Source organism: Nonomuraea sp. NPDC049504 (assembly GCF_040676845.1).
GTDB lineage: Bacteria > Actinomycetota > Actinomycetes > Streptosporangiales > Streptosporangiaceae > Nonomuraea > Nonomuraea salmonea.
On the sequence record NZ_JBFAPT010000008.1, the window covers coordinates 91,550 to 114,653 of the forward strand.

Genomic DNA, 23,104 nt, shown 5'->3' on the forward strand with positions numbered 1-23,104 from the left:
TTTTGTAGTGCTGCTACAGTCAAGTTCGTGAGTGCCACGTCACAGCGACCGGGAAAGCCCGACGGCCGGGCGGCCAGGGCGGCGGTCACGCGCGCCCGTATCCTCAAGGCCGCCACCGACCTGTTCGCCACCGCCGGCTACACGGGCACCAGCATCGGCGCCATCGCCGCCAAGGCCGGCGTGGGGGAGCAGACCATCTACTACGCCTTCGGCACCAAGAAGGCCATCCTCGCCACCGCGCTCGACCAGGCCATCGCCGGAGACGACCAGCCCATCCCCACACTGGAACGCCCCTGGGCCACCGACGCCCTCGCCGACCCCGACCCGTGCGGGCAACTGCGCCGCCAGGTCGCCGGCGCGGGGGACATCTACCTGCGCGCCGCGCCCCTGCTGGACGTCGTACGCAGCGCCGCCCCCACCGACCCGGACCTGAGCGAGCTGTGGTCGGCCAACCTCCGGCAACGGCTGACGGTCCAGCTCGCCTTCGCCCACGCTCTGGCGTCCAAGACCCGGCTACGCGACGACCTCACCCCGGACACCGCCGCCGACATCGCGCTGGCGATCCTGTCGCCCGAGACCTACAACCTCCTGGCCGGCGAGCGGAAATGGCCGCACGCCGCCTGGCAGGCCTGGGCCGAGCGCGCTCTGATCAGCATGCTCACCACCTTGGCCTGACGAGCAGGTCATCGTCACTCTGCTCGGTTCAGTCCGTTCTCATAAGCGAAGATCACCACCTGGACGCGATCGCGCAGCCCGAGCTTCATGAACAGCCTCTTGACGTGGGTTCTGATCGTCGACTCCTCGACGACCAGGGCCGCGGCGATCTCGCGGTTCGACAGGCCACGGGCAACCAGCTCGAGGACCTCTCGCTCGCGCCGGGTCAACCCGGCCAGCAGAGCCTGATCGGCGAGGTCCGGCGCCGGCTGCCGGGCCATGCGGTCGATCACCCGCCGCGTCACCGACGGCGACAGCAGCGAGTCGCCGGCGGCGACGATGTGGACAGCGGCGATGAGATCCTCGGGCCGGGTGCGTTTGAGCAGGAAGCCGGAGGCGCCGGCCCGCAACGCCCCGAAGATGTAGTCGTCCTGCTCGAAGGTGGTCAGGATGAGAACCCGCGCACCCGGGGCGATGCGCGACAACTCCCGGGTGGCCATGATGCCGTCCATGTCCGGCATGCGAACATCCATGAGCACCACGTCAGGCCCGAGCCGGCGCGCCTGCTCGACCGCCTGGCGCCCGGTTGCTGCCTGGCCGACGATGTCGATGGTGGGATCGTTGGTGAGCAGTTCGATCAGCCCTGCTCGCATCAGGTCGTCGTCATCGCTGATCAGCACCCGCGTCATGGGCGGTGGCCTCCGTAGGGGATGCGGGCGCGGACGCGGAAGGCGTTCTCGGCGCGGTCGACGTCGAGGCTACCTCCCATCAGCGTCGCGCGTTCCCGCATGCCGATCAGACCGTGCCCGCCACCATGGCGTCGAACGGCGGCCGCGGGCACCTTGTTGAGGACGGTCATCTCCACGGCGGCCTCACCGAAGACCAGCTCGACCCCGGCGCAGCCGTCTCCGTGGCGGGCCGCGTTCGTCAGCGCCTCCTGCAGGATCCGATACGCGGCCTGATCCGCCAGCCCGCCGAAGTCTGGCGGAGACCCGGAAGCGTTCAGCGTGACCTTCAGCCCCGCGGCGCGGTGACGCGAGATCAGGTCGTCGAGCGAGGCGAGCCCGGGCGGCGCCTCATCCGCCGCGTCGCCGTGCCCACGGAGCGTGCCGACGATCTGGTCGATCTCACCGGCCGTCTGCCGTGCCAGCTCCTCGATGGCCTCCAGCGCCCGCAGCGAGCGTTCCGGATCCTGGCGGTGCCGCAGCCGGGCCGCGCCCGCCCGGACGGCGATCACGCTGATCGCATGCCCGGCCGAGTCATGCAGGTCACGGGCGATACGGGTACGTTCCTCCGCGGCGGCCAGCAGCCGTTCCTGCTCGGCCTCGCGTTCCGCCCGCATGGCCCGCTCCCGAAGCTCGGCGATCTGCTCGCGCCGCAGCCTCGTCCGCTCGCCGGCGAACCACGCCACCGCCCACGTGATCGGCGTCAGAGACAGGGCGATCCCGGGAACGTCACGGGCGGCCATACTCGCGCCCAGGTGAGCGACGCCCAGGCCACAGACCACGGCCGTGGCCCGCCAGGTCCAGGGCGACTGCCGCTCGCGGCTGGCCGTCAACAGGTAGAGCGCGGCGACGGGGCCGAGCATCAGCACCGAGCGATAGTCCAGGGCCGACAGCACCACGCTCGCCGCCGCAGCCGCAGCGAACACGCCGAGCGGTGAGCGCCGCCAGAGCACCAGCGGCACGGCCGACAAGCCCACCAGTACCAGGGCGAGCGCATCGAGGTCACCTGCCCCGGCGCGCGCCGGGTTCATACCGCCGTGAGGGAGGAGACCAAGCCCATGGGCCAGCAGCACCAGCGACCCGCCGAACACGGCGATCGTCAAGGTGACGTCGAACAGCGTTCCCCAGACGGGCCGGGCCGCGAAGAGCCGGCGCGCGCTGATCTGGGAGGACACGAACGCCAAGGCTACCTGCGCGCCCTCCGGACCGAATCCCCCTGACGGATGAACCTTGTCCACGCCATGGGGACGCGGAAGTTCTCCTCACAGGGGGAAGCGCCACCCCACCCGCTGGATGTGAAGTGGTGAGCCCGACATGGCGGCAAGAACGGAAGGACAGCACATGACGAACTCGGTCCCCGGCCCTGACGGTGGCACCGCCCCCGACCGCGGATCACCTCCGCGCATGCCTCGCTGGGTGAAGACGGCCGTGATCGTGGTCGGCGTGCTGCTCCTGCTGTTCGCCCTCATGCGGATCACCGGCCTTGGAGGTGAGCATGGGCCGGGACGGCACCTGCCCACGGGACCAGGCGCCAGCGAACAGCAGGGAGGAGCATGACCATGCCGCGCGGCCTCCGCACGGCCGCGCTCGTCGCACACGTCACCTGCTCGGTCGGCTGGCTGGGCGCGGTCGCCGCCTACCTGGCGCTCGACATCGCGACGGTGAACAGCCAGGATGTCGCCACCGTGCGCGGGGCGTACCTCGCCAAGGACATCGCGACCTCGTACGTCATCGTCCCGCTCGCCTGGGCCGCGCTGGCCACGGGCCTGCTGCAGTCACTGGGGACCACGTGGGGATTGTTCCGTCACTACTGGGTGCTGGCGAAACTCACGCTGACGGTCGTCGCCACGGTCGTCCTGCTGGCGGAGGCGCGGACCGTCACCGCCCTGGCCGAGTACGCGGCCAGCAGCGCTGATCCTCGCGCCTTGCCCGGCACGCTGCCGCACTCCGTCGGTGGCCTGGCCGTGCTGTTCCTGATCACGATCCTGTCCGTGGTGAAACCACAGGGGTTGACCCGATACGGATGGCGAAAACAGCAGGACAACCGCCGCAAGAAGGCCACAAGCCGGGCCAGTACCCTGGCCTAGAGGGGGCCGTACTCAGTGGCCCTGGTGATACTGGTGGATCACCGCATGGCCCTTGCCTCGGGAGATCAGCCACTTGTTCACCGGCGTCGTCAGCACGAAGGCCACCAGCAAGGCCCCGGCCAGCGCCACCCAGAACAACCAGCTGGCCAGGCCCGCGTCCATGGCGCCCGGCACGATCAGCATGACGCCGTTGTCCAAGATCTCCATCACCGCGATGGAAAGGGTGTCCGCGGCCAGCGCGACCTTCAACGCGCTGCGGAAGTCCACCCCGGCGCGCAGTACGCCCCGCATGGTGAGCGCATAGCCGAAGACGAAGGCCAAGGCCACCGCCAGCACGATGGTCGCGACGTTGGACAGGCCGGCCCAGGTGCCGATCACCATGCCCAGCACTTCGCCGATGGCACAGCCGGTCAGGCAATGCAGAGTCGCCTGCGCGGCCATGCCCCACGTGGCCGTGGGGGTGGCAGATGTTTCATATCCGGAGTGTTCGGTCGCGTGGTGAGTGTGCCCGTGCTCGTCGTGCGAGGTCGAGCCGGGACTCGGGTGGTGGTGACCGCTGTGATCCATGTGATTCTCCATAGTCGTGGGGTCCAGATTGTACGGGTAAGGGGTATAAGAGAGAAACACGTGGACTGATGGGGTTTGTAGGCATTCGCGACCTTAGAGGGGAGAAGGGAGAGCCTGTTGGGCCATGATCAAACTATGTGAAGTAGTAGGCGAGGTGCGTGATCCACCTGAACACCAACACCGGGTCCAGCACGTGCGGGCCAACTCTGGTGTCGCCCCGTCCGGCCCGGCGGGTTCAGGACACGGTGGGCCCTACGGCATTGAAGACCAGGAAGGTGGAGCTGTCCGGGGTGTCGATCTGGAAGGCGTAACAACCGGGCGCCTTCAATCGGACGTAGCCGGGACGGTCGCGCCAGTCCTTGGCCTGAGGATCAGGCGGGATGACGATCTCGTTCTTGAGCGGCTCTCTATGCGTGCCGTCGAACGCGACGGGGGCTGTCGCCGTCAAGCCGCCGTCCCTTGATGACGACGGGGTCGCGCAGGTCGGGCGCGGCGAACCCCCGCGGCGCTGTCGGCCGGGTCACGGTGCACGTGACCCGGCATTGGCCCCCCGGGGCGACAACAGGGAGCGACGGCGCCCGGCAGGACCCTCACCCGATACCCCGGCTGGCGCGATGCGGGTTCAACGTGAGCCGAAGGCATCCCATACACCTCCCCGATCCCCGCGAGTCCGGCAAGATGCGCACCGTCCACGCCCGGTTCATACACAACGACCGACTCGTCGACGCCCTCCATCTCCAAGTCTCCTGCACCCTCCTGCACGACGATCAGGTCCGCGCCACATGACCAGTTCCGCGCCCGCGACGTCGGGCACAACTCCGCCCTCAGACAGGTGGGCAACCGTCTTGTCGGCATCCTTCATGGCTGTCTGAAACCCACTACGACGAGGCAACCGCCTGGTCAGACCGATTCGAACAGCTCGCAGCTTGACATCCAAGCTTCAGGGACGCCTGACGGGGAGGGTCTTGCCGCCCGCTCCCCACCGGGGTTCGATGCGTCTGGGCGACAGGCGGAAGGGGCGTACATGGCGGCTGGGCGGGGACGCACCCTGGGCAAGCGGATGGCCGGCGTCGTCTTGATCGCGATCTGTCTCGTATTCGCAGCGGTGGGAGCCCCCTTGGCGGCGCACGCCCTGCCCGACAAGCTGTGCAGAGTCGCCTTCACCATCACCACGGGCCCTGACGGGTTGCGCGACGATTCAATGGAGTCAATCAAGCTGGGCGACCGGCCCACCGGCCCGTTCTTCCTCTTCGAGGACGCCAACGGCGACGGCATATCCGATCCCGAGCCACTGCTCCAGTTCCACTCGGGCAGCACCGGCGACCGCCCTCACGCCACCTTCACGTGGAATGCGGTGCTGTCGCCCTGCGTACCGCTGCGCACCGTGCTCGATGGGTTCTTCCTCCACCACTTCTCCGCCGCGCCGGACGACATGGCGGACAACTGGGATCTGGCTGCTCTGCGCATCCTGGACCGCGACTCGAACACCGTCCTCGTCGACCTCGCCGCGCCGGCCGGGCAGTACCTGCACAGGTTCGGCAAGAACGCGAACCAGACCTTCAGCGTCCGCGACCCCGATACCGATGGTGACGGCCTGACCGACCGCGTTGAGCGCGAAGGCACCAAGTACGCCGACGGCACGGCCGACACCTGGCTGCCGGACCACGGCGCCGACCCGTGCCGCGCCACCATCGCGGTCGAGATCGACTGGCTCGACGACGGCACGGATGACGGCGATGACGAGCCGTCCTCTGAGGCGATCGCCGAGGTGGTCGCCATGTTCGACGCGGCGCCGCGCCCGGCTCTGCCCGCCTGCCCGTACGGCCACACGCCGAAGCCAGGCATCCAGTTGCTCGTGCACGTCGACGATGCCATCCCGGTCACCCCTGAGCAGCGTAAGCAACCGCTCAACATCGTGCGGGACGGCAAGACGCCGTTCGATCGTTTCCGCGCCGCCCACTTCACCGGCGGCCGGGCCAACATCTTCCGCTACAACATCTGGGGTTACCAGCACGACGACACCGACGGCAGCGGATGGTGCTGCGACGGCCGGGACTTCATGGTCACGCTCGGCACCTGGGCGGGCATCGTTCCCGTGCGGGTGCAGGGCGGAACGTTCGCGCACGAGCTCGGCCATGCCCTCGGTCTCCTCCACGGCGGTGCCGACGACGTCAATCACAAGCCGAACTACCTGTCGGTGATGAACTACAACTACCAGTTCGTGGGCCTGCCCGACATCAGCGATTGGCACGCGTCGATCGAGACGATCGGCCCGGCCACGGACGGCGGCACCCGTCTACGCCAGGCGCTCGACCAGGTGAGCAGGCTCGACTACTCCAGGGAAACGCTGCCCGCACTGGACCGCCGCCGCCTCGATGAGCACACCGGCATCGGCGTCGGCACCGACACCATGGCGGCTTGGTGGGACAACAAGGGAAACCTGCGAACGGGCGACGGCTCCACCGGGCTGGACTGGGACGCCGACTCCACACTCGACGAGCACCCGGTCGCCGTCGACGTCAACGGCGAGTTCCAGAAGTGCGTCGACGGCATGGACCCGGACCGTACGCCGCCCAACAACGACGAGTTGGAGACCGAACCCGCCCGGAACACCGATGACCTGTCCAGGTACGGCCTGATCTACGCCGGTCTCAACGGCCAGTGCGACACCATCCCCCTGCCAACCGACCGGGCCAGAGTGATCCCCGGTTTCCACTACCCCCTCCTGTACGGCTACGACGACCATCTCGACGGTTCGGACGACTGGCAGCGCCTCGGGTTCCGCATCGGCGTCTCACCGGATGCCGGGCAGCCGCTGCCGGAGCCGGCCAGCGAGATGGGTACGGAGGAGATCAAACGCCACCGGTCACGCCTCGTGGACGCCATGGTCGCCATGAGCGGCCCGAGACCGGCGCCGGCGCCGCGCTGGGGCTACGCCTACATGGACCGGGCCACTGTGTCCGAGGCGCCGATCGGCGTCGTGACGCCGCTGAACCCGTACTGGCAGTGGACCACCGGCCGACTCGACTCCGGCGCGGCTGGCCGGCGCGCCGAGGTCGTGCACACTGGTACGGGTGAGTACGAGGTGCGCCTTCCCGGGGTCGCGGCCGCGGCCGGGATTGCGCACGTGACTGCGTACCGGACCGTGTACCGCGGCCGCACCTGCGGCGTCACCGGTTACGCCCCCGACGGTCCGGACGAGCTGATTCGCGTACGCTGCTTTAACGAGGCGGGCGCGCCGGTGGACTGGTGGTTCACGATGTTCTTCGCCGCACCCGCCGTGGGGACGAGCCCCTACGCCACCGTCAAGTACGACGATGGCGCCGGGGGCTCGGCGACGGTGAATCCCGTCCACAACGACGGCACGGTGAACTCGGCCGGCGGCGTCATCCGCGTCGTGCGCGAGGGCACTGGCCGCTACCGGGTGACCCTGGAGGGCGCGGACTTCGCGGCGGGAACCGGCCATGTTCAGGTGACCCCCTTCGGCGCCGGGCGGCCCGCACGGTGCGCCCCGGTGGGCACCACGCCGGGCACCGGCCGGGTCGAGATCGCCGTGGCGTGCCACGAGATCGGCGACGCGGCCACCGCGCGGCCCGCCGACTCGCTGTGGTTGCTCTCCTACGTGGATGGCGCCGGGCTGCACAGGGACGCGGGCACGCCGGCCGCCTACACGAGCGTCTCCGGCGACCCGGCCGACCCGGTCGTGGATGCCTCTCGCTCCTTCAGCGGCAACGGCGAGGTGCCGGTGGTCACCAGGCTCGGCACGGGCTACTACCGCCTCACCTGGAACACTCTGGGCAAGACCGGCGACAGCGTGCAGGTCACCGCGACGGGGCCGGACGGCCGTTACTGTCACCTCGGCACGATCGACTCCTACGCCGCGCCGCCCCGGGTCTCGGTCTACGTCTGGTGTCACAGCCCCGCCGGCGTCCCCGGCGACAGTACGTTCGGCGTCGCCTACCTTCGCGCGCCCTGACCGGCCCGATCACTTCTGCCAGACGGTGTAGGCGATCTCCAGCGGGACGTCGCCCTCCGGCACGGCGCGGATCTGGACGGCGAGGAGGTTGTCCTCGACCGTGCGAGCGCAGGCCCAGGCGCCGGCCTTCATGTCACCGATGACCACCATGTCGTAGTCGCGGACCTGCAATGCCGCCGCGCACGCGGCGGCGTCCGGGCGGCCTTCGACGGGGGTGATGGGGAGGGCTCCGCCGCCGGCCGTCCACAGCTCGCGGTAGGGGCCGACATACACGACATCGCTGGCGCCCGGCCGTACCTCGCCGATCTTCCCGGTCTCCGCGTCCAGGTAGTCCTGGTCCTTCAACGACGCCGCACCCTGGCGCAGCACCTGCCCGGACGCGACGGAAGCCACCGCGCCGGCCGTCGCCGCCGCCGCCGGCCCGGAGGCTGACCCGGTGCCGGGAGACGGAGTGCCGCCGGCTCCCGAGGGCCCGGGGGAGCCGGCCGCGGCGGGGTACTTTTCCGCCTCAGGGGATTCGCCGAAGAACTGGCCGATCATCGCGCCCGTCACCCCGGCGCCGGTGCCGACCAGGACCACCATCACCATGGCCCGCCGCCCGATCGGCTGCCCGACAAGCTGGATCAGCCCGAGTACGCCGGCGAGGACCGCCAGCAACCCGGCCACCAGAATCCACTGTCTCGCGCCGCTGGTAACCAACTGCGCCACGGCGGCGAGGTCGGCGATTGAGCCGAGCCCGACGAGGAGGTTCGTCCACCGGGGGGAACCGCGATCACCGCCCGCGTCGGCGGACGGGGTCTCCGCAACACCCATCCCGGCATCCTCCTCGCGGGCGACCGTCGCGTCCCCCTTCTCGATATAGCGATGATCAGACACTGCGTTACCGGCTTGAAGCGGCCGAAACGCTTTCACGGCCCAGTTCTGGACTGTCTAGATGGCGATTGCGTCCATGGGAGTGGTGTACAGGTTGGAGCACGTGCCGAGCACAGGACTGCCCTCTACGTAGTGTCGGCGTGCTCTGCGGTGCTGAATCCAATGTGTGGCGCCACCCGCAATGATCACATCAGGGTGTCCGCCGTGCTCGGCGCGTGCTCGTACGCCCCGTCATGCGCCGTCAGAGCCCGGCACGGCCTGGCACGTAAAACGCGCTGAGACGGCACAATACATCACTCAACGGCACGTGACGGCACTAAAGGATCTTGCTTCTAATCCGACGGTCGCAGGTTCGAATCCTGCAGGGCGCGCTTTTCACCAGCGGAAACCTCAGCTGTGTCCGCGCGCCGGCGCGGCCTGGGGCAGATGTGAGGCGAAGCTGAGTCAGCCGCCGAGTGGCCGCTCCAGCGCGGACGCGGCTTTCAGCACCAGCCGGGGCCGTTTCCCGGGCCGCGTGGTGGGCCACCTCTGGCAGCACCGAGACGTAGGTGTCGGCGGTCAGCACGATGCTGGCATGCCCGAGCATGGCCTGCACCACCTTCAGGTCGGTGTGCGCGGCCAGCGCCAGGGTGGCGGCGCCATGTCGCAGGTCGTGCAGCCGGATAGGTGGCTGTCCGGAGGCGGCCACCAGCCGGCGGAACCGGCCAGTGAGGTAGTCCGGCCGCAACGGCGCCCCATCCACGGTAGTGAACACGTAGCCCGAGTCTCGTCAGCGGGTGACCGCCGCCGCGCTCAGTTCCCCTTGGCGCTCATAGTGCCGGGTCAGCCCCCGTACGGTCTCCGCATCCAGGGCCACCACCCGGCAACTGGCGGCGCTTTTCGGTGGCCCGACCACGACCTGGCCGTCGGCGTGCACTCGCTGCTACGTGACCGCCAGCTCCGCAGTCTGCAGGTCGATGTCCGTCCAGCGCAGCCCGGTCAGCTCATCCCGGCGCAGGCCGCGCAGCGCGGCCAGCCACCAGGCGGCATACAGGCGGTCCTGCGTGACACCGGCCAGGAAGGTCGCAAACTGCTGTTCGGTCCTGACCGCTACGGTCGACGCTCTTCGCGCTGCTGCCGTCGGGCGGTCCGCCCGGCGGTCCGGACCACCGGATGCGTCGCCGGGGATGGGGCAACTCGGCATCGTTGGCCGGGTTGACCGAAACCAACCGGGCGCGCACCGTTGCGTTCAGCGCAGTCTGCATGGTGGCGTGGATTCGTACCGTGGTCGCAGGTGACAACCGGCGCCGTCTCCGCATCGACAAAGCCGCATCGCCTGCTGATCTGCACATGAATCTCTGCCGTCTGTGGCATTCCCTCCTTCGCGGTGTGCGCCGACGGATGTCAGCTGTGGCTTGCACTCGATCGGTGGACGAGGTCACGCCAAGTGTCCGGAGTGCTGGGGAAAGTTGCCCGTAGAGACACGCCAGTATGCCAGCAGCCCCCTGGGCGGGTCTTGCTCCTGCTGAGTCATGAGATCGTGCAGGTGCCCTGGCCGCTTCAGGACAAGCGCGGGCACCTTGCACCTCGCGGTTCAGCTGATGGTGTATCGGGTGTGGTGACCCTCCATCCACGTCTCGTCGAGTTCCCGGCCGGTTACGCGCCCTACGAGAATCAGTGCCGACGTGATACATGTGGCCAATTGCGGGCTGTAGCCGTTCAGAGAGAGATCCAGCAGGTGGCTCCATTCTGGCGGCATGCTCTCGTACGCGTCGTCGACCATGTCGTCGTCTGGCAAGTCGTAGAGCGTCTCCTTCCAGGCGGAGTATTCATGCCAACCCGGCAATAGATCGGGATCGCTTTCCCAGGAGGCGTCTTGGATATCGAACTGGAGGCCGGTGGCGTAACTGTCGAGCGCGTGCGGGTCTTGACCCTTGCGTGCATCCGGCTTTGTCACGCCGAAGGCGGTGACGTAGTATCCGCCAACCGCATAGTAGATGTCGTGGACACCATCAACCGTCCAGGCGACCCGCAGAGCGCGACGATTTCCAGCCGATAAGGCGGGCAAAGCGTCGAACGGCGTTGGGTCGCCCACGATCTGCGTCCAGCTGTTGTTGATACTCCCCATCCATGCAAGACGGGTATTTTCGCCGATATCCAACCCTCTGGCCAGGTCTTCCCATTTGCACATGACTCCTGATGCGGGGTCCGCGCCGATCTGCGCGGCAACTTGGGCAAGGTCGGTGTTCTCCACCCACAGACCATGGAAAGACATCCCCATGCGGTACTTGTAGGCGAGGTGCCAAAGCCTCTCCGACTGTCTCATTCATTTTCTCCTGCTGGAAGGCGGTATTTCGGGGACGCCGCTCCGACGACGTCCCCGAAATAGGTCATTGAACCGCTACCCAGAACTTGTTGCCGAGCAGGACCCGGTACCTGGCATAGAACACTGCGAGATCGCCACCGGCAGTCGAGTTGTGCGTTCCCAGGACAGCCTGTACGGAGAAATTGTCCTTTCCGTACTGGGGGTGATCGTATGCGCCGCCTTCTTTTGTGGATGCGAATGGATATTCATCGCACTGTTGCCATTCGTCCTCGGGGGCGCCATTCTTTTTCCGGGGCCGATCGGCAAAAAACTCCTCACATACGAGGTTTTTGGCTTTTGTGTTCTGATTGTAACGGTTTGATTGGGAGTCGATTCGCGTGAGCGGATCTCGTTCGGGCGTGCCTTTGGGCGCATTCCAATTGCCTGGGATATGTTTTTGGACGGACTTGAAAGGCACTGTGTTCTCGGGTTGGGTGAAAGCTTTCTCGATATGTCGGGCGACCTGGCCGTAATCGAAGTTCCAAGGTCGCAGAACCAGAACGCGCTTGGCTGCGGAGAATATGCAGCTCCCCTTGTAGAACTCGAGTTTTCCGCCCATGGGTTGGTTGTCGCAACGGACTCTGGGTGCGGTCTCGCGGAGACGTTCAGGGTTCGCGTCCACCCACTTAGGATGTCCCCATCCCGGCAGTGTTTGCTTGTCGCCGCTGCCTGGATTCTTCGGGTTGTCGTAGGTAATCCATGGCTCAATGGTGCAGCGACTGGGGCCGCCATCCAAGGATCGGATGATGAATTCGTTGTCGCCGTTCCTGATCCATTTTTCGACGCGTTCGGTGCGGGTGGAGTCCCCATTGCGGTCAAGGTTGAAGCGACGACCATGCAATTCGTGCTCCCGCCCGCAACCTTGAGCTGTAGGGAGAGGGTCTTGTCGAGCGCAGCGTCATCTATGCCGTCTCCGCCGATCAGCTCTTCCAGGAAATTGCCGTCGGACCAGAAGTTGTCGACTCTGGTCCATACCTTGACGTTACGGGGATGCATAGTGCCGCCCCCAATAACTCCTGTTCCGCTGCTATCTCCCAGGTAAGAGTGCATGACCACAGTCCAGTCGAAGTTCAAGAAGTCGTCGATGTCTTTTACCGTCTTCTTGCACTGACATTTTTTATCGTACTTTTCCGTCTCCTCGTATATTGCGAACATGAGGTGGCGGCTCCAGCAGCTCGAGTATGTTACGACCTTGTCCCAGCCATCGGTGTTTGCATGGCTGTTCCCTGCTCGGGCGTCACGCTCGTCCTCGCACTTCTGCAGCGACATTCGCTCATAGTCGAACGCGGGCAAAGCCTGAGGGGTAGGAGCTCGCTCTGGAGTCCTCGGATTCGTAGAGGCATCAGCGATGGCTGCTGGAACGGTCAGTAGGTCGGATATGTCCTCCTCGCCTAAAGCTCTCTGGTATACACGGGCGTTGTCTATGGCCCCTCGCATCTCGGCTCCTAGGAGCATTTTCGTGGAGCCGTTCCATGCCGGGTAACTAATTGGTGTGGTCTTCAGCAGTTGGCCGTTGAGGTAGAGCGATGCCGACTTGGCAGCAGCATCGTATGTACCAGCGAGGTGGAACCACTCGTTGACGGGCGGCTCGACGTCGGAGAGTACACCTTCATGTACCGCGTCCGCCGTATCCGCGTTGGTCAACGTGAAGATTAGCCCGTGGTCTTGCGTATTACCCAAGCGGAACGGCGTTTGATGCGCCCCCCGCTGTTCGATGACGCTGTAGTTTCCTTCCTTGTCATCCCACTGCAGCCAAGCGGCCACCGAGAAGCTCTGGTCAGTGCGAATCACCGGTCCGGCGGTCTGGGCCAAGGGCTCCTCGCCGGGTTGGGTGACGTCGATGGCGAACGTCTGCCAGTCCGACCAGGCCGATGAGGTGTCGTCGGTGACCGCGCGCAGCCGCCAGCGCACCTTCCAGCCGTCGGCGAGTGCCCCCGCGGGGACGGTCACGCTCGTTTGGGCGCCGGAGGCGATCTCGTCCGAAGAGCCGGCCCAGATCTGGCCGCTGCCTTGACCGTCGGGGGCTGACGGGTCGTGCTCGATTTCGGCCTCCGCCCGGAGCGTCTGGCCGGTGGGGTGGGTGAGGGTGGCCTGCAGCGCTGGGGTGAGCGTGGTGGTCACCGTGACGCCGTCCGCCACCTTGGAGGGGGTGATGGCCAACGCGGTGGCGGTGGGTTTGGGCACATCGACGGTGAACGTCTGCCAGTCCGACCAGGCCGAGGTGGTGGTGGCCGAGACGGCGCGGGCGCGCCAGCGCACCTTCCATCCGTCGAACAGGGTGTCCGCCGGAACGGTGATGGTGGCCTGTGTCCCGGCCGGGACGTTGTCCGCGGTTCCGGTCCAGATCTGGCCGGTCCCCTGTTCGGCAGGGGCGGCCGGGTCGTGTTCGAGTTCGACTTCCGCCCGCAGCGGTTTGCCGGCCGGGTCGATGACCTGGGCGAGCAGCGACGGGGTGGGCGTGGGGGTGACGGTGGCACCGTCCACCTGCTCGGACGGGGTGACCTGCAGGGCGCCGACGGCCGGTTCGGAGACCGGGTCGGGTACGTCCACGGTCACCGCCTGCCATTCCGACCAGGGCGAGCCAACGGTGGTGGCGGTGTTGATCGCGCGGACGCGCCAGCGCACCTTCCACTCATCAGCGAGCTTGCCGTCGGGGATGATGACCGATGCCTGAGTGCTGGTGGCGACATCGTCCACCGTGCCGGTCCAGATCTGACCGCTGCCCTGCCCCGACGCGGTGGGGTCGTGTTCGACCTCGAACTCGGCCCGCAGTGGCTGGGCGGCCGGGTCGGTGACCGTCGCACGCATGGCCGGGGTCAGGCTGGTGGCCACCGTGACGCCATCTCTCACCTCGGATGGGGTGACTTGGAGGGCATCGACGGCCGGGTTGGGCACGTCCACCGTTGCCGTCTGCCAGTCCGACCACGCCGAGGTTGACGAGGTGGCGGCGTTGGCGGCGCGGGCGCGCCAGCGGATCTTCCAGCCGTCGGCGAGCTTGCCTGCGGGTACGCTTGTCGTCGCCTGGCTTCCCGACGCGACGGCGGCTGAGATGCCGGTCCAGATCTGGCCGGTTCCTTGCTCCGGGGCGGCCGGGTCGTGCTCGATCTCGAATTGCCCGGTGAGGTCGCCGCTGGCGGTGTCGGCGACGGTGACGGCCAGTTGCGGGGTGAGCGAGGTGGCGATCACCGTCCCGTCCGTGCTGGTGGCCGGGCTGATCTGCAACTCTGCCACAGTGGGCGTGGAGCCGAGCGTGTAGGTGACGTCCAACGTGGGTTTGTTGGTGGCGTTGAACGAGTCAAAGGCCCGGTCGTATGGCGGTCGGCCGTCGTCCAGCGTCTCATCCACGCCGCGCAGCATAAGCCCGTGGTTGGCGCTGCCGGCCGCCCACGCCTGAGCCATCGCGGCGAGGTTCCAGCTCATCGTGCCGGGCGCGCCGCAGGTGGCGGCGTCATTGGCGACGGATTCCCCGGCGGTGGTGGTGCCGGGCTGGTTTTCCCAGGTCAGCTCGACGTCGGTCCAGGCGGCGGTGATCCGTTGGGCCTTGATGCCGGATTGGGCGTCGCCGCACCCGACGGCGTCGGTGCGGCGCATGCTGAGCGTGGCCGCCGACACATTGACGTTGGCCAGGGTAGTGGTGTCGAACTTCAGGTAGGCACGCTCCACCAGCGGCGCCGGTTCGCCGTCGTCGTAGGTGCCCACCCACAGCGTCTTGTTGCGGTAGGTGCTCGACCCCGGGGTTCCGTAGTTGGAGATCCACACATCGGTCATATCCGGCAGGGTGACCGCCGCGGCCAGCGTCACCGGATAGGTCGTGCCCACGTCTGCCAGGAACTTCTGGTCCGGCTCGACCACCAGCTCCGTGCGGCCATCCACGTCGCATCGCCTACGAGAACGACCTCACGTTACTGGCTCCCCATACCAAGGCGTCGGCAGCACTGCTTGTACTTCCGTCCCGAGCGGCACCAGCATGGGGCGTTCCGCTCCGTCCGCCATGGCAGGTCTGTGGCATCCAAGGCCGCGTCCTCGAAGTACTCGCCGATCGGGTCGGCAAGGTCGGGGCGCTGAATCATGAGCTGGGCGAATGCGGTGAAGTCGGCATACAGGAGATGCAGCTTGGAGCCCTCGCTGGCGAGTTCGAGACCGGCCAGCTCGACGCGGGAGCGGTGATTGTCCCAGTCGGTTCCATACTTTTCGGCGATCTGCGGCCACCGCTGGGAGAGGCGGTCGAAGTCCTCACGGGGCCAGAACAGGGTGCGCGGATCGCCCTCTTTCTCATGCCAGTGGGCGTCCGGATCCGGCGCCGCGGGCGCGTCGGGGAAGCCCATATCGCGGCGGAGCCGGTCGATCGACCGTTGTAGCTGAGCGGCGGACAGAGCCTTGCCTTGCCTGGTCAGCCGCTCCTGGCCGCCGACCAGGATCTGCAAGGCGCCGGCCTGATCGCCGCTCTCGCCGAGCGCGTCAGCGTAAAGGTCATAGTCGGTCCAGTCCGCCAGCCCCTCCTTGACCACGCGGCGGAAGGTCGCGGAGGCATCCTCGGTCCGGCCTTGTTGGTGCAGGAGCGCGGCCAGCCGGGCCAACGGCTCCATGTTCCGCCGCCGGAGGTTTTCGGTGTCCGCTCGGCGTAGAAGCTCTATCGCCCGATCGACCTCGCCGTCCATCGCCAGGAAGTCGCAGGCCACCATCAGCGCGTACGGCCGATCGAAGTCCTCACCGCGAAGATCGGGGTCATCGACGGCTGCCAGCACTCGGGCCACTGCCGCATCCCGCTCGGCTCCGGAGAAGCGGCCCATGCCCAGATTGTCGATGTCGGCTTGGCTCACCAGGTTGTCGCTCGTCACCCGTACGAGCGTAGAGGCACCGCCACGGCCATCTGTCCGACTCCACTACGGGTGCTGTCTTGGCGGGTCAGAAGAGATACGGGTGGTCCCTGTTGGCTCTGATCTCCGTGGGGAACACAAGTTGGGCGCAAGGCATCGCCGTCTGGGCCGCTATCGTTCAGTCGCTCTCTGACAGCAACGCCGGGTTGTAGCCGTCTACCAGGCTGACCGGCTCGTCGACAGTGATCGTGAAGTCCCAGCCCTCATTCTGGATCGCCTGGCCGAGTTCGTTCCAGGTCATCTGCCGGCCGTCGACGACCACGGCCATCTCATCCGGGCTGCGCCAGATGATCCTGCCCCGTACTTCGCGGTCGGCGATGGTCATCTCGCCGGTGAACGGGCTGCGCCTCAGGTAGTGTCTGCCGATCTCGCGGCGGGCGCTCTCCCGCACATGGTCAAGGGCGCGCTGAGGATCGGCGTGAGGGTCGGCGAGCGCCCTGAAGGTATACCCGTCCTCGACGTCGACTTCCGTGAGCTCGGCGTCGATGCCGGTGGCGCCGTGAGTGAGGCGGTAGGCCAGGACATGTGGTCGTCCGTCCGGATCGACGAACCTCTCCGGTGGCGGAGGCGGCGTTAGCGGATCACGCCCCGTACGGTCACACATCCAGGAGTTCCAGCAGGCGTCGCAGAGCATGCCCACGGTGTTCAGGGAAATCCGGGCCGGACGTCCACACCAACTGCACTCTGCGTTTTCGGCAGCCACCCGTTGACCTTACGCCTGCGGGATGTCCCGGGCTCGTACTTCGAGATCGGCGAGGCGATACGCTCGCGGCTATGCCCTCCGTCGCCGAGAGCCCGGTGTTCACAGCCGCTCACGCCCTGGCCTCCTGGGTAGAGGGCGGTCGGGCGGTCACCCCATCGATCGCGATCAAACCGGCGCTGGTGCCCGATGCCGCGCTGGCGCTCGGTGTGGCGTGTCCGGTCAAGGTCCGACGCCTCAGCGATGTGCCGGAACTGCAGCGGGCTTGGCTGACCGCGGTGGCGGCAGGACTGGTCACGATCGAGGGCTCGCGTGCCGTTCGGGCCGAACCCGCGCCAGCGCTTGACACCGAGGCCTGGTATGCAGCCTTGGAGCAGGTGATCGCGGCGCAGTTCACGGACCCCTGCGGGGTGGACTCGCGGATCTGCTGCCTGGTCATGCTGGACCTGCTGGCGGAGGACGCGCCGCCGCTGGGCGGGGCGCTGCGCGCGGCGGTGGAGCAGGGGATGCGGCAGCGTGGTGATTGGGACTGGCGCTTCGTCGGGCTGGCCGATCGGCATCCCGTCGACCACCTGCTGACAATCCTGGTCGCATTCGGTGTGGTCGACGACCGGTTGATGGTCACGGAGCTGGGCGAACACGCTCGCAAAGAGCTGGCGGAACGGTTGCCGCCGCCGATCACCGCAGATCTGAGCGCGGATGAGGTACTGCGCAGGATCGCTACAGCCCCGCCGGAGGAGGTGCCGGAGTTGCTGTGGCGGTGGCGGATCGCGGATGTCCAACCGGGCTCCCGCAAGCTGGTCGATCGGCTCCCCGAACTGTTGCGGGCGGCGGCTGAGGCGTCCCCAGCCGGACGGCTCAGTGTTGTCGAGGTCGTGGCCGAGCGTGGTGGTGCCGGGGAGTTGTGGCAGGCGGTGCGTGACCTGCCTCTACTGGGACCGCATGCCCGCTGGTGGTTGGATGCGGAGATTGAAGGGGATCGGGAGTGGCGGGCGGTTGACTATGCGCTGGCGGCGCTTGATCGCTATGGGGTGACTGACGCTCGGTACGTTCTGCTGGACATGATGGGCGGCGACCTCCATGAAGGAGTTGGGGGCAGTGGGCACCCGGAAGCGGGTCGGCTCCTGGTCGTCCTGCCACGGACGGCGCCGGCGATTCCTGGCTACCAGCTCAAGATCTCCGTCGCTGGGGTGTGGCGGCGGGTGCTGGTTCCGGAGAACTATTCGCTGGGTGATCTGCACCGGGTTATTCAGAGATTGTTCGGCTGGTCGGATGAGCACCTTCATGTGTTCAGGGTCGGCAAGCGTCGCTTCAGCGACCCCTTCCGGCCGTTGGAGGAGTGCGGGGACGAAGACCTGTGCCGGTTGAACCGGGTGCTGCCCGCACCGCGATCGGTGCTGCGGTACACCTACGATCTCGGTGATTGCTGGGAGCACGAGATTCTCCTGGAGAGGGTGGTCGCCGACGAACTCGCTGCCCCGATCTGTGTGGACGGCCGCGGCGACAACCCGATCGAGGACTACAACCCGGAGTACCCCGAAGAGTTGATGCCCTTCGACCGGGATGCCATCAACCGGGCGCTGGCAAGACCGACTCTGGCGGGTGAGGGCGATGACGAGTGACCGGGCACGGACCGCGATGCCGGCTCAGGCTTCCGGTAGACCCTGCGACGCCTCTCGCGCCCGGGTCCGCACGTATTCGTCGCCCGCGTGCTAGATCATCGGATCAAGGCCCCTTCTAATCCGACGGTCGCAGGTTCGAATCCTGCAGGGCGCGCTTTCACCAGCGGAAACCTCAGCCGCGCCCGCGCGCCGGCGCGGCATGGGGCAGATGTGAGGCAATCCTGAGTCAGCCGCCGAGCGGCCGCCCCAGCGCGGACGCGGCCTTCAGTACCAGCTGGGCCGTCTCCTGGGCCGCGTGGTGGGTCACCTCGGGCAGCACCGAGACGTAGGTGTCGGCGGTCAGCACGATGCTGGCGTGCCCGAGCATGGCCTGCACCACCTTCAGGTCGGTGTGCGCGGCCAGCGCCAGGGTGGCGGCGCCGTGCCGCAGGTCGTGCAGCCGGATGGGCGGTTGTCCTGAGGCGGCCACCAGCCGGCGGAACCGGCCGGTGAGGTAGTCCGGCCGCAACGGCGCCCCATCCGCGGTGGTGAACACGTACCCCGAGTCCTGCCAGGGGGTGCCCGCCACCGCGCTCAGCTTTCTTGGCGCTCGCGGTGGCGGGTCAGCACCCGTACGGTCTCCGCGTCCAGGGCTACCACGCGGCAACTGGCTCAATGGTGCAGCGACTGGGACCACCGTCCATGGATCGGACGATGAATTCGTTGTCGCCGTTCCTGATCCATTCTTCTACGCGTTCGGTGCGGGTGAAGTCCCCATTGCGGTCAAGGTTTGAAGCGACGACCATGCAATTCGTGCTCCCGCCCGCAACCTTGAGCTGTAGGGAGAGGATCTTGTCGAGCGCAGCGTCATCTATGCCGTCTCCGCCGATCATCCCGTCATTTCAGGCCGTCGAGGAAAGACTTGGCCACCTTCGTCAGGGCGGGTTGCGCGACTGCCGGCTCGAAGAACGGTGCCCGGTAGTCGGCGGCGTCGACGAGACCGCCTCCGGTCGTCGTCCCCCGGAACGTGACCTCGACCGTCCGGTCGCCGACCAGGACCTTGATGAGAATCTCCGTCGTGGGGGGCGCGCTCTTGTCGTGAAGCTTGGTGGTGCTGGAGACCACGACGAATGCCTTCTCGCCGAGCCCGGAGAGCTCCTGGCGGGGTTCGTAGTCCGTGTGGAGGCGATCGCTGGTGAGGCCGCCCCCGTTGTGGTACCGGTCGTACTTCTTGGCATCGCGATCGAACTGGAACGTCGAGCCGGTGTCGCCGCCACCCCAGTCGACCATGTGAATGCCGAGTTCACCGCCGCGAGCGGTGAACTCCTGCCCGGGCCGGTGCTTGATGACCTCCTTGACCGACCAGGTGCAGGTGGTCTGCTTGATCCTGCCGTCATTGGTGCTGACGGACGGTCCGCCGACGGCGGGGAAGAACGCCGACTCGATCTGTTCGGCGGTGACGATGCCGCAGGGCCCGGTGAGTTTCACCTTGTCGGCACTCTTGGCCATTTCCGCGGCGATGAGCTTGGCGACGTTCCCTGCCGAGGCCCGCGTCTCGTCGCCGGAGGGGTACTTGGCGCCGGTCCGGTTGTCACCGCCGTAGGTGACCTTGACCAGCCAGGGTCCCTGCCGGACGAACACCTCCGCCTTGAGGCCGCTCCTGCCTATCGAGGTCTGGCTGTAGGAGGCGTCGCCATACTCCAGCGGCTTGAGCTCGCCGAATGCCGAGCCTGAGGTCCTGCCATCGATCCGCTTGCCGTTCCGGACGTTGACTCGCCGCGCGTGCGTTTGCTTGTCCTGGCCGAAGCGGTCCGTGGCGTATTCGACGGCACTGCGTGTCCCTGCGCTCTTGGCTTCCACGGAGATGCTCAGCGCGCGATATCCGAGAACGCCGTTGCCGACGTCCATCTTGTTGTTCGTCCAGCTGCAGGCTGCCCGCTTCTCGGTGTCGGTGGCGGCCCCAGTGGATGCGTCCTTCCCGCCGTATTCGGCGTCCGCCACCAGGCTTTTACGGAGATCGCCCGGTACGGCGGCGCAGAGCTGGTCGCCGGTGATCGCCCGGAGTTTCCCCGCCTCGGTGGTCCTCGCCGCCTCGGCCGTGGGCGACCGGGCCGGATTGCCCCGGCCGGGGGTCGGGCTCGCGGGCGGGCCGGCTTCGGCACGGCTCAGGAGCAGCGAGCCCCCTGCCAGTCCGCCGAGCACGACGACGCCGAGCACGACGACGAGGGCGATCAGCGGCCCCTTCCCTCCGCTTCCGTTGCCGTTCGGCGGAGGTGGAGACCAATGCCCGCCGGATCCGCCTTGCGGGTGGCGCGGCTGCTCGCCGGGACCAGGAGGCCACCGTACGCCCGGTCCCGGCGGTGCACCCTGTGCGGGGGGTGGAAAGCTGCCCGGAGGCCAGGCCTGCCCGGGGTGCCGGCCGCCCGGATGTCCGGGCGCGCCGGATCCGTGGGATGGCGGGTAAGGGGTGGACATCGGAGAACCTCCAGAGCGGGCGAGCCTGCCGCCCCTGATATGGCAGGCATACGGGAGGAAGGGGTGCTTCATCCCTTGCGCCCCGGACGCGAGCCTACGGATGGCGGGAACGCGGGTGTGTCAGGCGAACGCCCTTCATCGTGATTACGGTTCGGTCAACCGTCAGAGTGCAGTTTGCGAGCGTATTCCTGTGATGTCGTAGTGTGATCGTAGAGATTTGTAGCGTTACCACCGGTTAGCGGGCCCGGCCGTGCTGTGATGGGCGGGTGACTGAGCGCAAGCAGTCCCCGAGCGACTTGTCCGACGCGCAGTGGGCGTTGATCGAACCGGTACTCACCGCATGGAAGGCCGTGCACCCGTCCGTCAGCTACGAATTGCGTGAGATCGTCAACGTCATCCGCTACCAGGGACGGACCGGCGTTCACTGGGACTACCTCCCGATTGCCGACCCGAGCCTGGTCGTACTGGACAGCAGCAGATCCGCCCACTTCGGCTTAATACGAGTGACTCCCGCAGCGCTCGGAGGCCTACCTGACGTGGGCCGCGATCACCCTCATGGCCGGGCAACTGACCAGGAAGAAGCCGCCGGCGTGGACCCGAAGGCCAGCATCAGCGCCGCGGGCCGGAGTGCGGCGGCGGGCTCAGTCAGTTGGAGCTGGGGACGCGATGTCGATGCCGGCTGAGCGCATTCTTGTCTCGGACAACGCCGCCAGCCTGACTCAGGCTGGCTTCTGCTCGTGTCCGTGGTGGTTGAGCAGGCTGTACCGGACCGCGCCGTCGGTGCGAGCCCGGAGTGCGGCCGGGATCGGCAGCAGTGAGGGATGGGCGAGACAGTACTCGGCCAAGGTGTGGCGAGTCCGTCGATCCGGGGGTCGTCCGGCTCCCGTTCAGCGGCACTGCGGACTTGCCGCAACCGCGATGGTTGTCGTGGGTTCTTGGCCTTTTCTCGCAGGTCAGAGACCGATGAGCTTGTCAGGCACGTCAGGCGCGTCAGGCGCGTCGGTCGGGTGCTCACAGCACGCGGTGTGGCTGCGATCCAGCTCACCATGATCGACCGTCAACTCCGGTACCGAAGTACTTAAGCACGTCAGATTCCGCGTCGTTCCCGCCTCCGTAAGTTGGTGGTCACAAGAGAGCACGATCACTGAGGAGAACGACATGAGCGACATGAACGAGTTGGTCCAGCGCTACCTCGCCGCGTGGAACGAGACCGACGCCGCCGCGCGGCAGGCCGTCCTGGCGGAGGTCTTCGCGCAGGACGCGGTGTACACCGACCCGCTGGTCTCCGTACGGGGCAGGGACGGGCTCGACGCCACCATCGCGGCGGTTCAGGGGCAGTTCGGCGGGCTGGTCTTCAGCCTCGGCGGCACCGTGGACGCGCACCACGACATCGCCCGGTTCACCTGGCACCTTGGACCTGAGGGCGGCGAGCCGATCGTCATCGGCTTCGACGTGGCGGTGATCGGTGATGACGGGCGGATCAGCCAGGTGCTCGGCTTCCTGGACAAAGTGCCCGCCGGAGCCTGAACACCTTCAAGGAGGAACCATGACCGCATATGTGATCGCGCATCTTCGTGACCCGGAGCGGTTGCACCAGGACGTGGCGGAGTACCTGGAGAGGATCCAGTCGACGCTGGACCCGTTCTCCGGCCGCTTCGTCGTCCATGGGGGACCGGTGGACGTCCGTGAGGGCCAGTGGTCCGGGGGCGTCGTCATGCTCGAGTTCCCGTCGGTGCACAACGCGCGCGGCTGGTACGAGTCCGCCGCCTACCAGGCGATCCTGCCGCTGCGAGCGGACCATTTGGAGGGCGAGGTGATCATCGTCGAAGGCGTCGGCCCCGACCACGATTCGGCCGCGATGGGCGCCGAATACCGCGAAGCGCTCAAGGGATGACGTCGTAGTTGAAGCCGAAGGCGCGGACACCGGTCTCCGTACGGGGCCGGTGGCTCGTCTTCGGGCCGAAGGCGACGTAGGTGCCGGGGCCGTGGGTGCGGTCGCCCTCGATGAGCTCGCCGCTCACGACGAAGTACGCCTCGCCGTAGGTGTCGTGAACGTCGAGGTCCGGCCATTCGGCGCCGGGGGCGAGGTCGATCACCCACGTCCTGATCCCGGGCATGCCCGGCAGCATCCGTACGTCGATGCCGGGGCCCAGCTCCATCGGCGTGACCTCATTGACGTCCACGGGGAGTATTTGCCCAGGTAGGACCTGTTCGCTCATCGGGAC

The 23,104-nt window shown here is 67.3% G+C and carries 23 protein-coding genes and 1 pseudogene; 8 read left to right on the forward strand and 16 right to left on the reverse strand.

From position 1 onward, the window contains the following. Positions 1–27: 27 nt before the first annotated feature. On the forward strand, positions 28–675 hold the full coding sequence (locus AB0K28_RS17335; RefSeq protein ID WP_364370699.1) for a helix-turn-helix domain-containing protein: 648 nt from the start codon (positions 28–30) through the stop codon (positions 673–675). 14 nt (positions 676–689) lie between these two features. Here AB0K28_RS17335 and AB0K28_RS17340 read toward each other — a convergent pair whose 3' ends face one another. Together AB0K28_RS17340 and AB0K28_RS17345 are read right to left on the reverse strand one after the other, a co-directional pair. Next, a complete protein-coding gene (locus AB0K28_RS17340; protein ID WP_364370702.1) occupies positions 690–1,343 on the reverse strand; it encodes a response regulator transcription factor in 654 nt (217 codons plus the stop codon). After that, positions 1,340–2,554 carry a histidine kinase gene (locus AB0K28_RS17345; RefSeq protein WP_364370705.1) on the reverse strand — a complete coding sequence of 405 codons (1,215 nt, stop codon included), beginning with the start codon at positions 2,552–2,554 and terminating at the stop codon, positions 1,340–1,342. Before AB0K28_RS17345 ends, AB0K28_RS17340 begins: the two co-directional genes overlap by 4 nt. 166 nt (positions 2,555–2,720) lie before the next feature. Between AB0K28_RS17345 and AB0K28_RS17350 the strand changes: the two genes are divergently transcribed. Both AB0K28_RS17350 and AB0K28_RS17355 read left to right on the forward strand, forming a co-directional pair. Next, a complete protein-coding gene (locus tag AB0K28_RS17350; protein WP_364370708.1) occupies positions 2,721–2,936 on the forward strand; it encodes a hypothetical protein in 216 nt (71 codons plus the stop codon). Beyond that, positions 2,933–3,466 carry a hypothetical protein gene (locus AB0K28_RS17355; protein ID WP_364370711.1) on the forward strand — a complete coding sequence of 178 codons (534 nt, stop codon included), beginning with the start codon at positions 2,933–2,935 and terminating at the stop codon, positions 3,464–3,466. The genes AB0K28_RS17350 and AB0K28_RS17355 overlap by 4 nt, the downstream gene beginning before the upstream one ends. A 12-nt stretch (positions 3,467–3,478) precedes the next feature. On the opposite strand, the gene AB0K28_RS17360 is transcribed toward AB0K28_RS17355, so the two are convergent. Beyond that, positions 3,479–4,033 (reverse strand): DUF4396 domain-containing protein, encoded by a 555-nt coding sequence (locus AB0K28_RS17360; protein WP_364370714.1) that lies wholly within the window; start codon positions 4,031–4,033, stop codon positions 3,479–3,481. Positions 4,034–4,268: 235 nt separating this feature from the next. Then, positions 4,269–4,481 (reverse strand): hypothetical protein, encoded by a 213-nt coding sequence (locus tag AB0K28_RS17365; protein WP_364370717.1) that lies wholly within the window; start codon positions 4,479–4,481, stop codon positions 4,269–4,271. Between the two features lie 576 nt (positions 4,482–5,057). Between AB0K28_RS17365 and AB0K28_RS17370 the strand changes: the two genes are divergently transcribed. After that, entirely contained in the window at positions 5,058–8,009 is a 2,952-nt protein-coding gene (locus AB0K28_RS17370) for a hypothetical protein (RefSeq protein WP_364370720.1), read from the forward strand. 9 nt (positions 8,010–8,018) lie between these two features. Here AB0K28_RS17370 and AB0K28_RS17375 read toward each other — a convergent pair whose 3' ends face one another. The 8 genes and pseudogenes from AB0K28_RS17375 to AB0K28_RS17410 form a co-directional block, all read right to left on the reverse strand. After that, on the reverse strand, positions 8,019–8,822 hold the full coding sequence (locus AB0K28_RS17375; protein ID WP_364370723.1) for a hypothetical protein: 804 nt from the start codon (positions 8,820–8,822) through the stop codon (positions 8,019–8,021). A 376-nt stretch (positions 8,823–9,198) separates the two neighbouring features. Beyond that, positions 9,199–9,636 carry a tyrosine-type recombinase/integrase gene (locus AB0K28_RS17380; RefSeq protein WP_364370726.1) on the reverse strand — a complete coding sequence of 146 codons (438 nt, stop codon included), beginning with the start codon at positions 9,634–9,636 and terminating at the stop codon, positions 9,199–9,201. Between the two features lie 168 nt (positions 9,637–9,804). Beyond that, on the reverse strand, positions 9,805–10,065 hold the full coding sequence (locus AB0K28_RS17385) for a hypothetical protein (protein ID WP_364370728.1): 261 nt from the start codon (positions 10,063–10,065) through the stop codon (positions 9,805–9,807). Positions 10,066–10,455: 390 nt separating this feature from the next. Further along, the gene (locus tag AB0K28_RS17390; protein WP_364370731.1) at positions 10,456–11,187 is read right to left on the reverse strand and encodes a hypothetical protein; all 732 of its coding nucleotides are present in this window, start codon (positions 11,185–11,187) and stop codon (positions 10,456–10,458) included. Positions 11,188–11,251: 64 nt separating this feature from the next. After that, positions 11,252–11,785, reverse strand: a complete 534-nt coding sequence (locus AB0K28_RS17395; RefSeq protein ID WP_364371195.1) for a NucA/NucB deoxyribonuclease domain-containing protein — start codon at positions 11,783–11,785, stop codon at positions 11,252–11,254. 827 nt (positions 11,786–12,612) lie between these two features. Further along, positions 12,613–14,994, reverse strand: a pseudogene (locus AB0K28_RS17400) (DNRLRE domain-containing protein); the annotation flags it as partial. Positions 14,995–15,128: 134 nt separating this feature from the next. Beyond that, on the reverse strand, positions 15,129–16,064 hold the full coding sequence (locus AB0K28_RS17405) for an SEC-C domain-containing protein (RefSeq protein WP_364370734.1): 936 nt from the start codon (positions 16,062–16,064) through the stop codon (positions 15,129–15,131). Between the two features lie 157 nt (positions 16,065–16,221). After that, complete coding sequence (locus AB0K28_RS17410) at positions 16,222–16,806, reverse strand: hypothetical protein (RefSeq protein ID WP_364370738.1); 585 nt, start codon at positions 16,804–16,806, stop codon at positions 16,222–16,224. A gap of 71 nt (positions 16,807–16,877) precedes the next feature. On the opposite strand from AB0K28_RS17410, the gene AB0K28_RS17415 reads away from it, so the two are divergent. After that, positions 16,878–18,425, forward strand: a complete 1,548-nt coding sequence (locus AB0K28_RS17415; RefSeq protein ID WP_364370741.1) for a hypothetical protein — start codon at positions 16,878–16,880, stop codon at positions 18,423–18,425. 226 nt (positions 18,426–18,651) lie between these two features. Here the strand turns inward: AB0K28_RS17415 and AB0K28_RS17420 are convergent, their stop codons facing one another. The 3 genes from AB0K28_RS17420 to AB0K28_RS17430 all read right to left on the reverse strand — a co-directional run bounded on the left by AB0K28_RS17420 (position 18,652) and on the right by AB0K28_RS17430 (position 20,621). Then, positions 18,652–18,993, reverse strand: coding sequence for a tyrosine-type recombinase/integrase (locus tag AB0K28_RS17420; RefSeq protein WP_345388636.1), 342 nt, complete (start codon positions 18,991–18,993; stop codon positions 18,652–18,654). A gap of 64 nt (positions 18,994–19,057) precedes the next feature. After that, positions 19,058–19,297, reverse strand: coding sequence for a hypothetical protein (locus AB0K28_RS17425; protein WP_345388634.1), 240 nt, complete (start codon positions 19,295–19,297; stop codon positions 19,058–19,060). 4 nt (positions 19,298–19,301) lie between these two features. Continuing rightward, complete coding sequence (locus AB0K28_RS17430; RefSeq protein ID WP_364370745.1) at positions 19,302–20,621, reverse strand: hypothetical protein; 1,320 nt, start codon at positions 20,619–20,621, stop codon at positions 19,302–19,304. 524 nt (positions 20,622–21,145) lie between these two features. Here AB0K28_RS17430 and AB0K28_RS17435 point away from each other — a divergent pair. The 3 genes from AB0K28_RS17435 (at position 21,146) to AB0K28_RS17445 (ending at position 22,773) form a co-directional block, all read left to right on the forward strand. Then, positions 21,146–21,562, forward strand: a complete 417-nt coding sequence (locus tag AB0K28_RS17435; protein ID WP_364370748.1) for a transposase — start codon at positions 21,146–21,148, stop codon at positions 21,560–21,562. Between the two features lie 475 nt (positions 21,563–22,037). Further along, the gene (locus AB0K28_RS17440; protein WP_345388628.1) at positions 22,038–22,406 is read left to right on the forward strand and encodes a nuclear transport factor 2 family protein; all 369 of its coding nucleotides are present in this window, start codon (positions 22,038–22,040) and stop codon (positions 22,404–22,406) included. A 19-nt stretch (positions 22,407–22,425) separates the two neighbouring features. Further along, on the forward strand, positions 22,426–22,773 hold the full coding sequence (locus tag AB0K28_RS17445; protein ID WP_364370752.1) for a DUF1330 domain-containing protein: 348 nt from the start codon (positions 22,426–22,428) through the stop codon (positions 22,771–22,773). Here AB0K28_RS17445 and AB0K28_RS17450 read toward each other — a convergent pair. Next, positions 22,763–23,098 (reverse strand): cupin domain-containing protein, encoded by a 336-nt coding sequence (locus tag AB0K28_RS17450; protein ID WP_345388622.1) that lies wholly within the window; start codon positions 23,096–23,098, stop codon positions 22,763–22,765. The two genes, AB0K28_RS17445 and AB0K28_RS17450, sit on opposite strands and share 11 nt — an antisense overlap. Positions 23,099–23,104 lie beyond the last annotated feature (6 nt).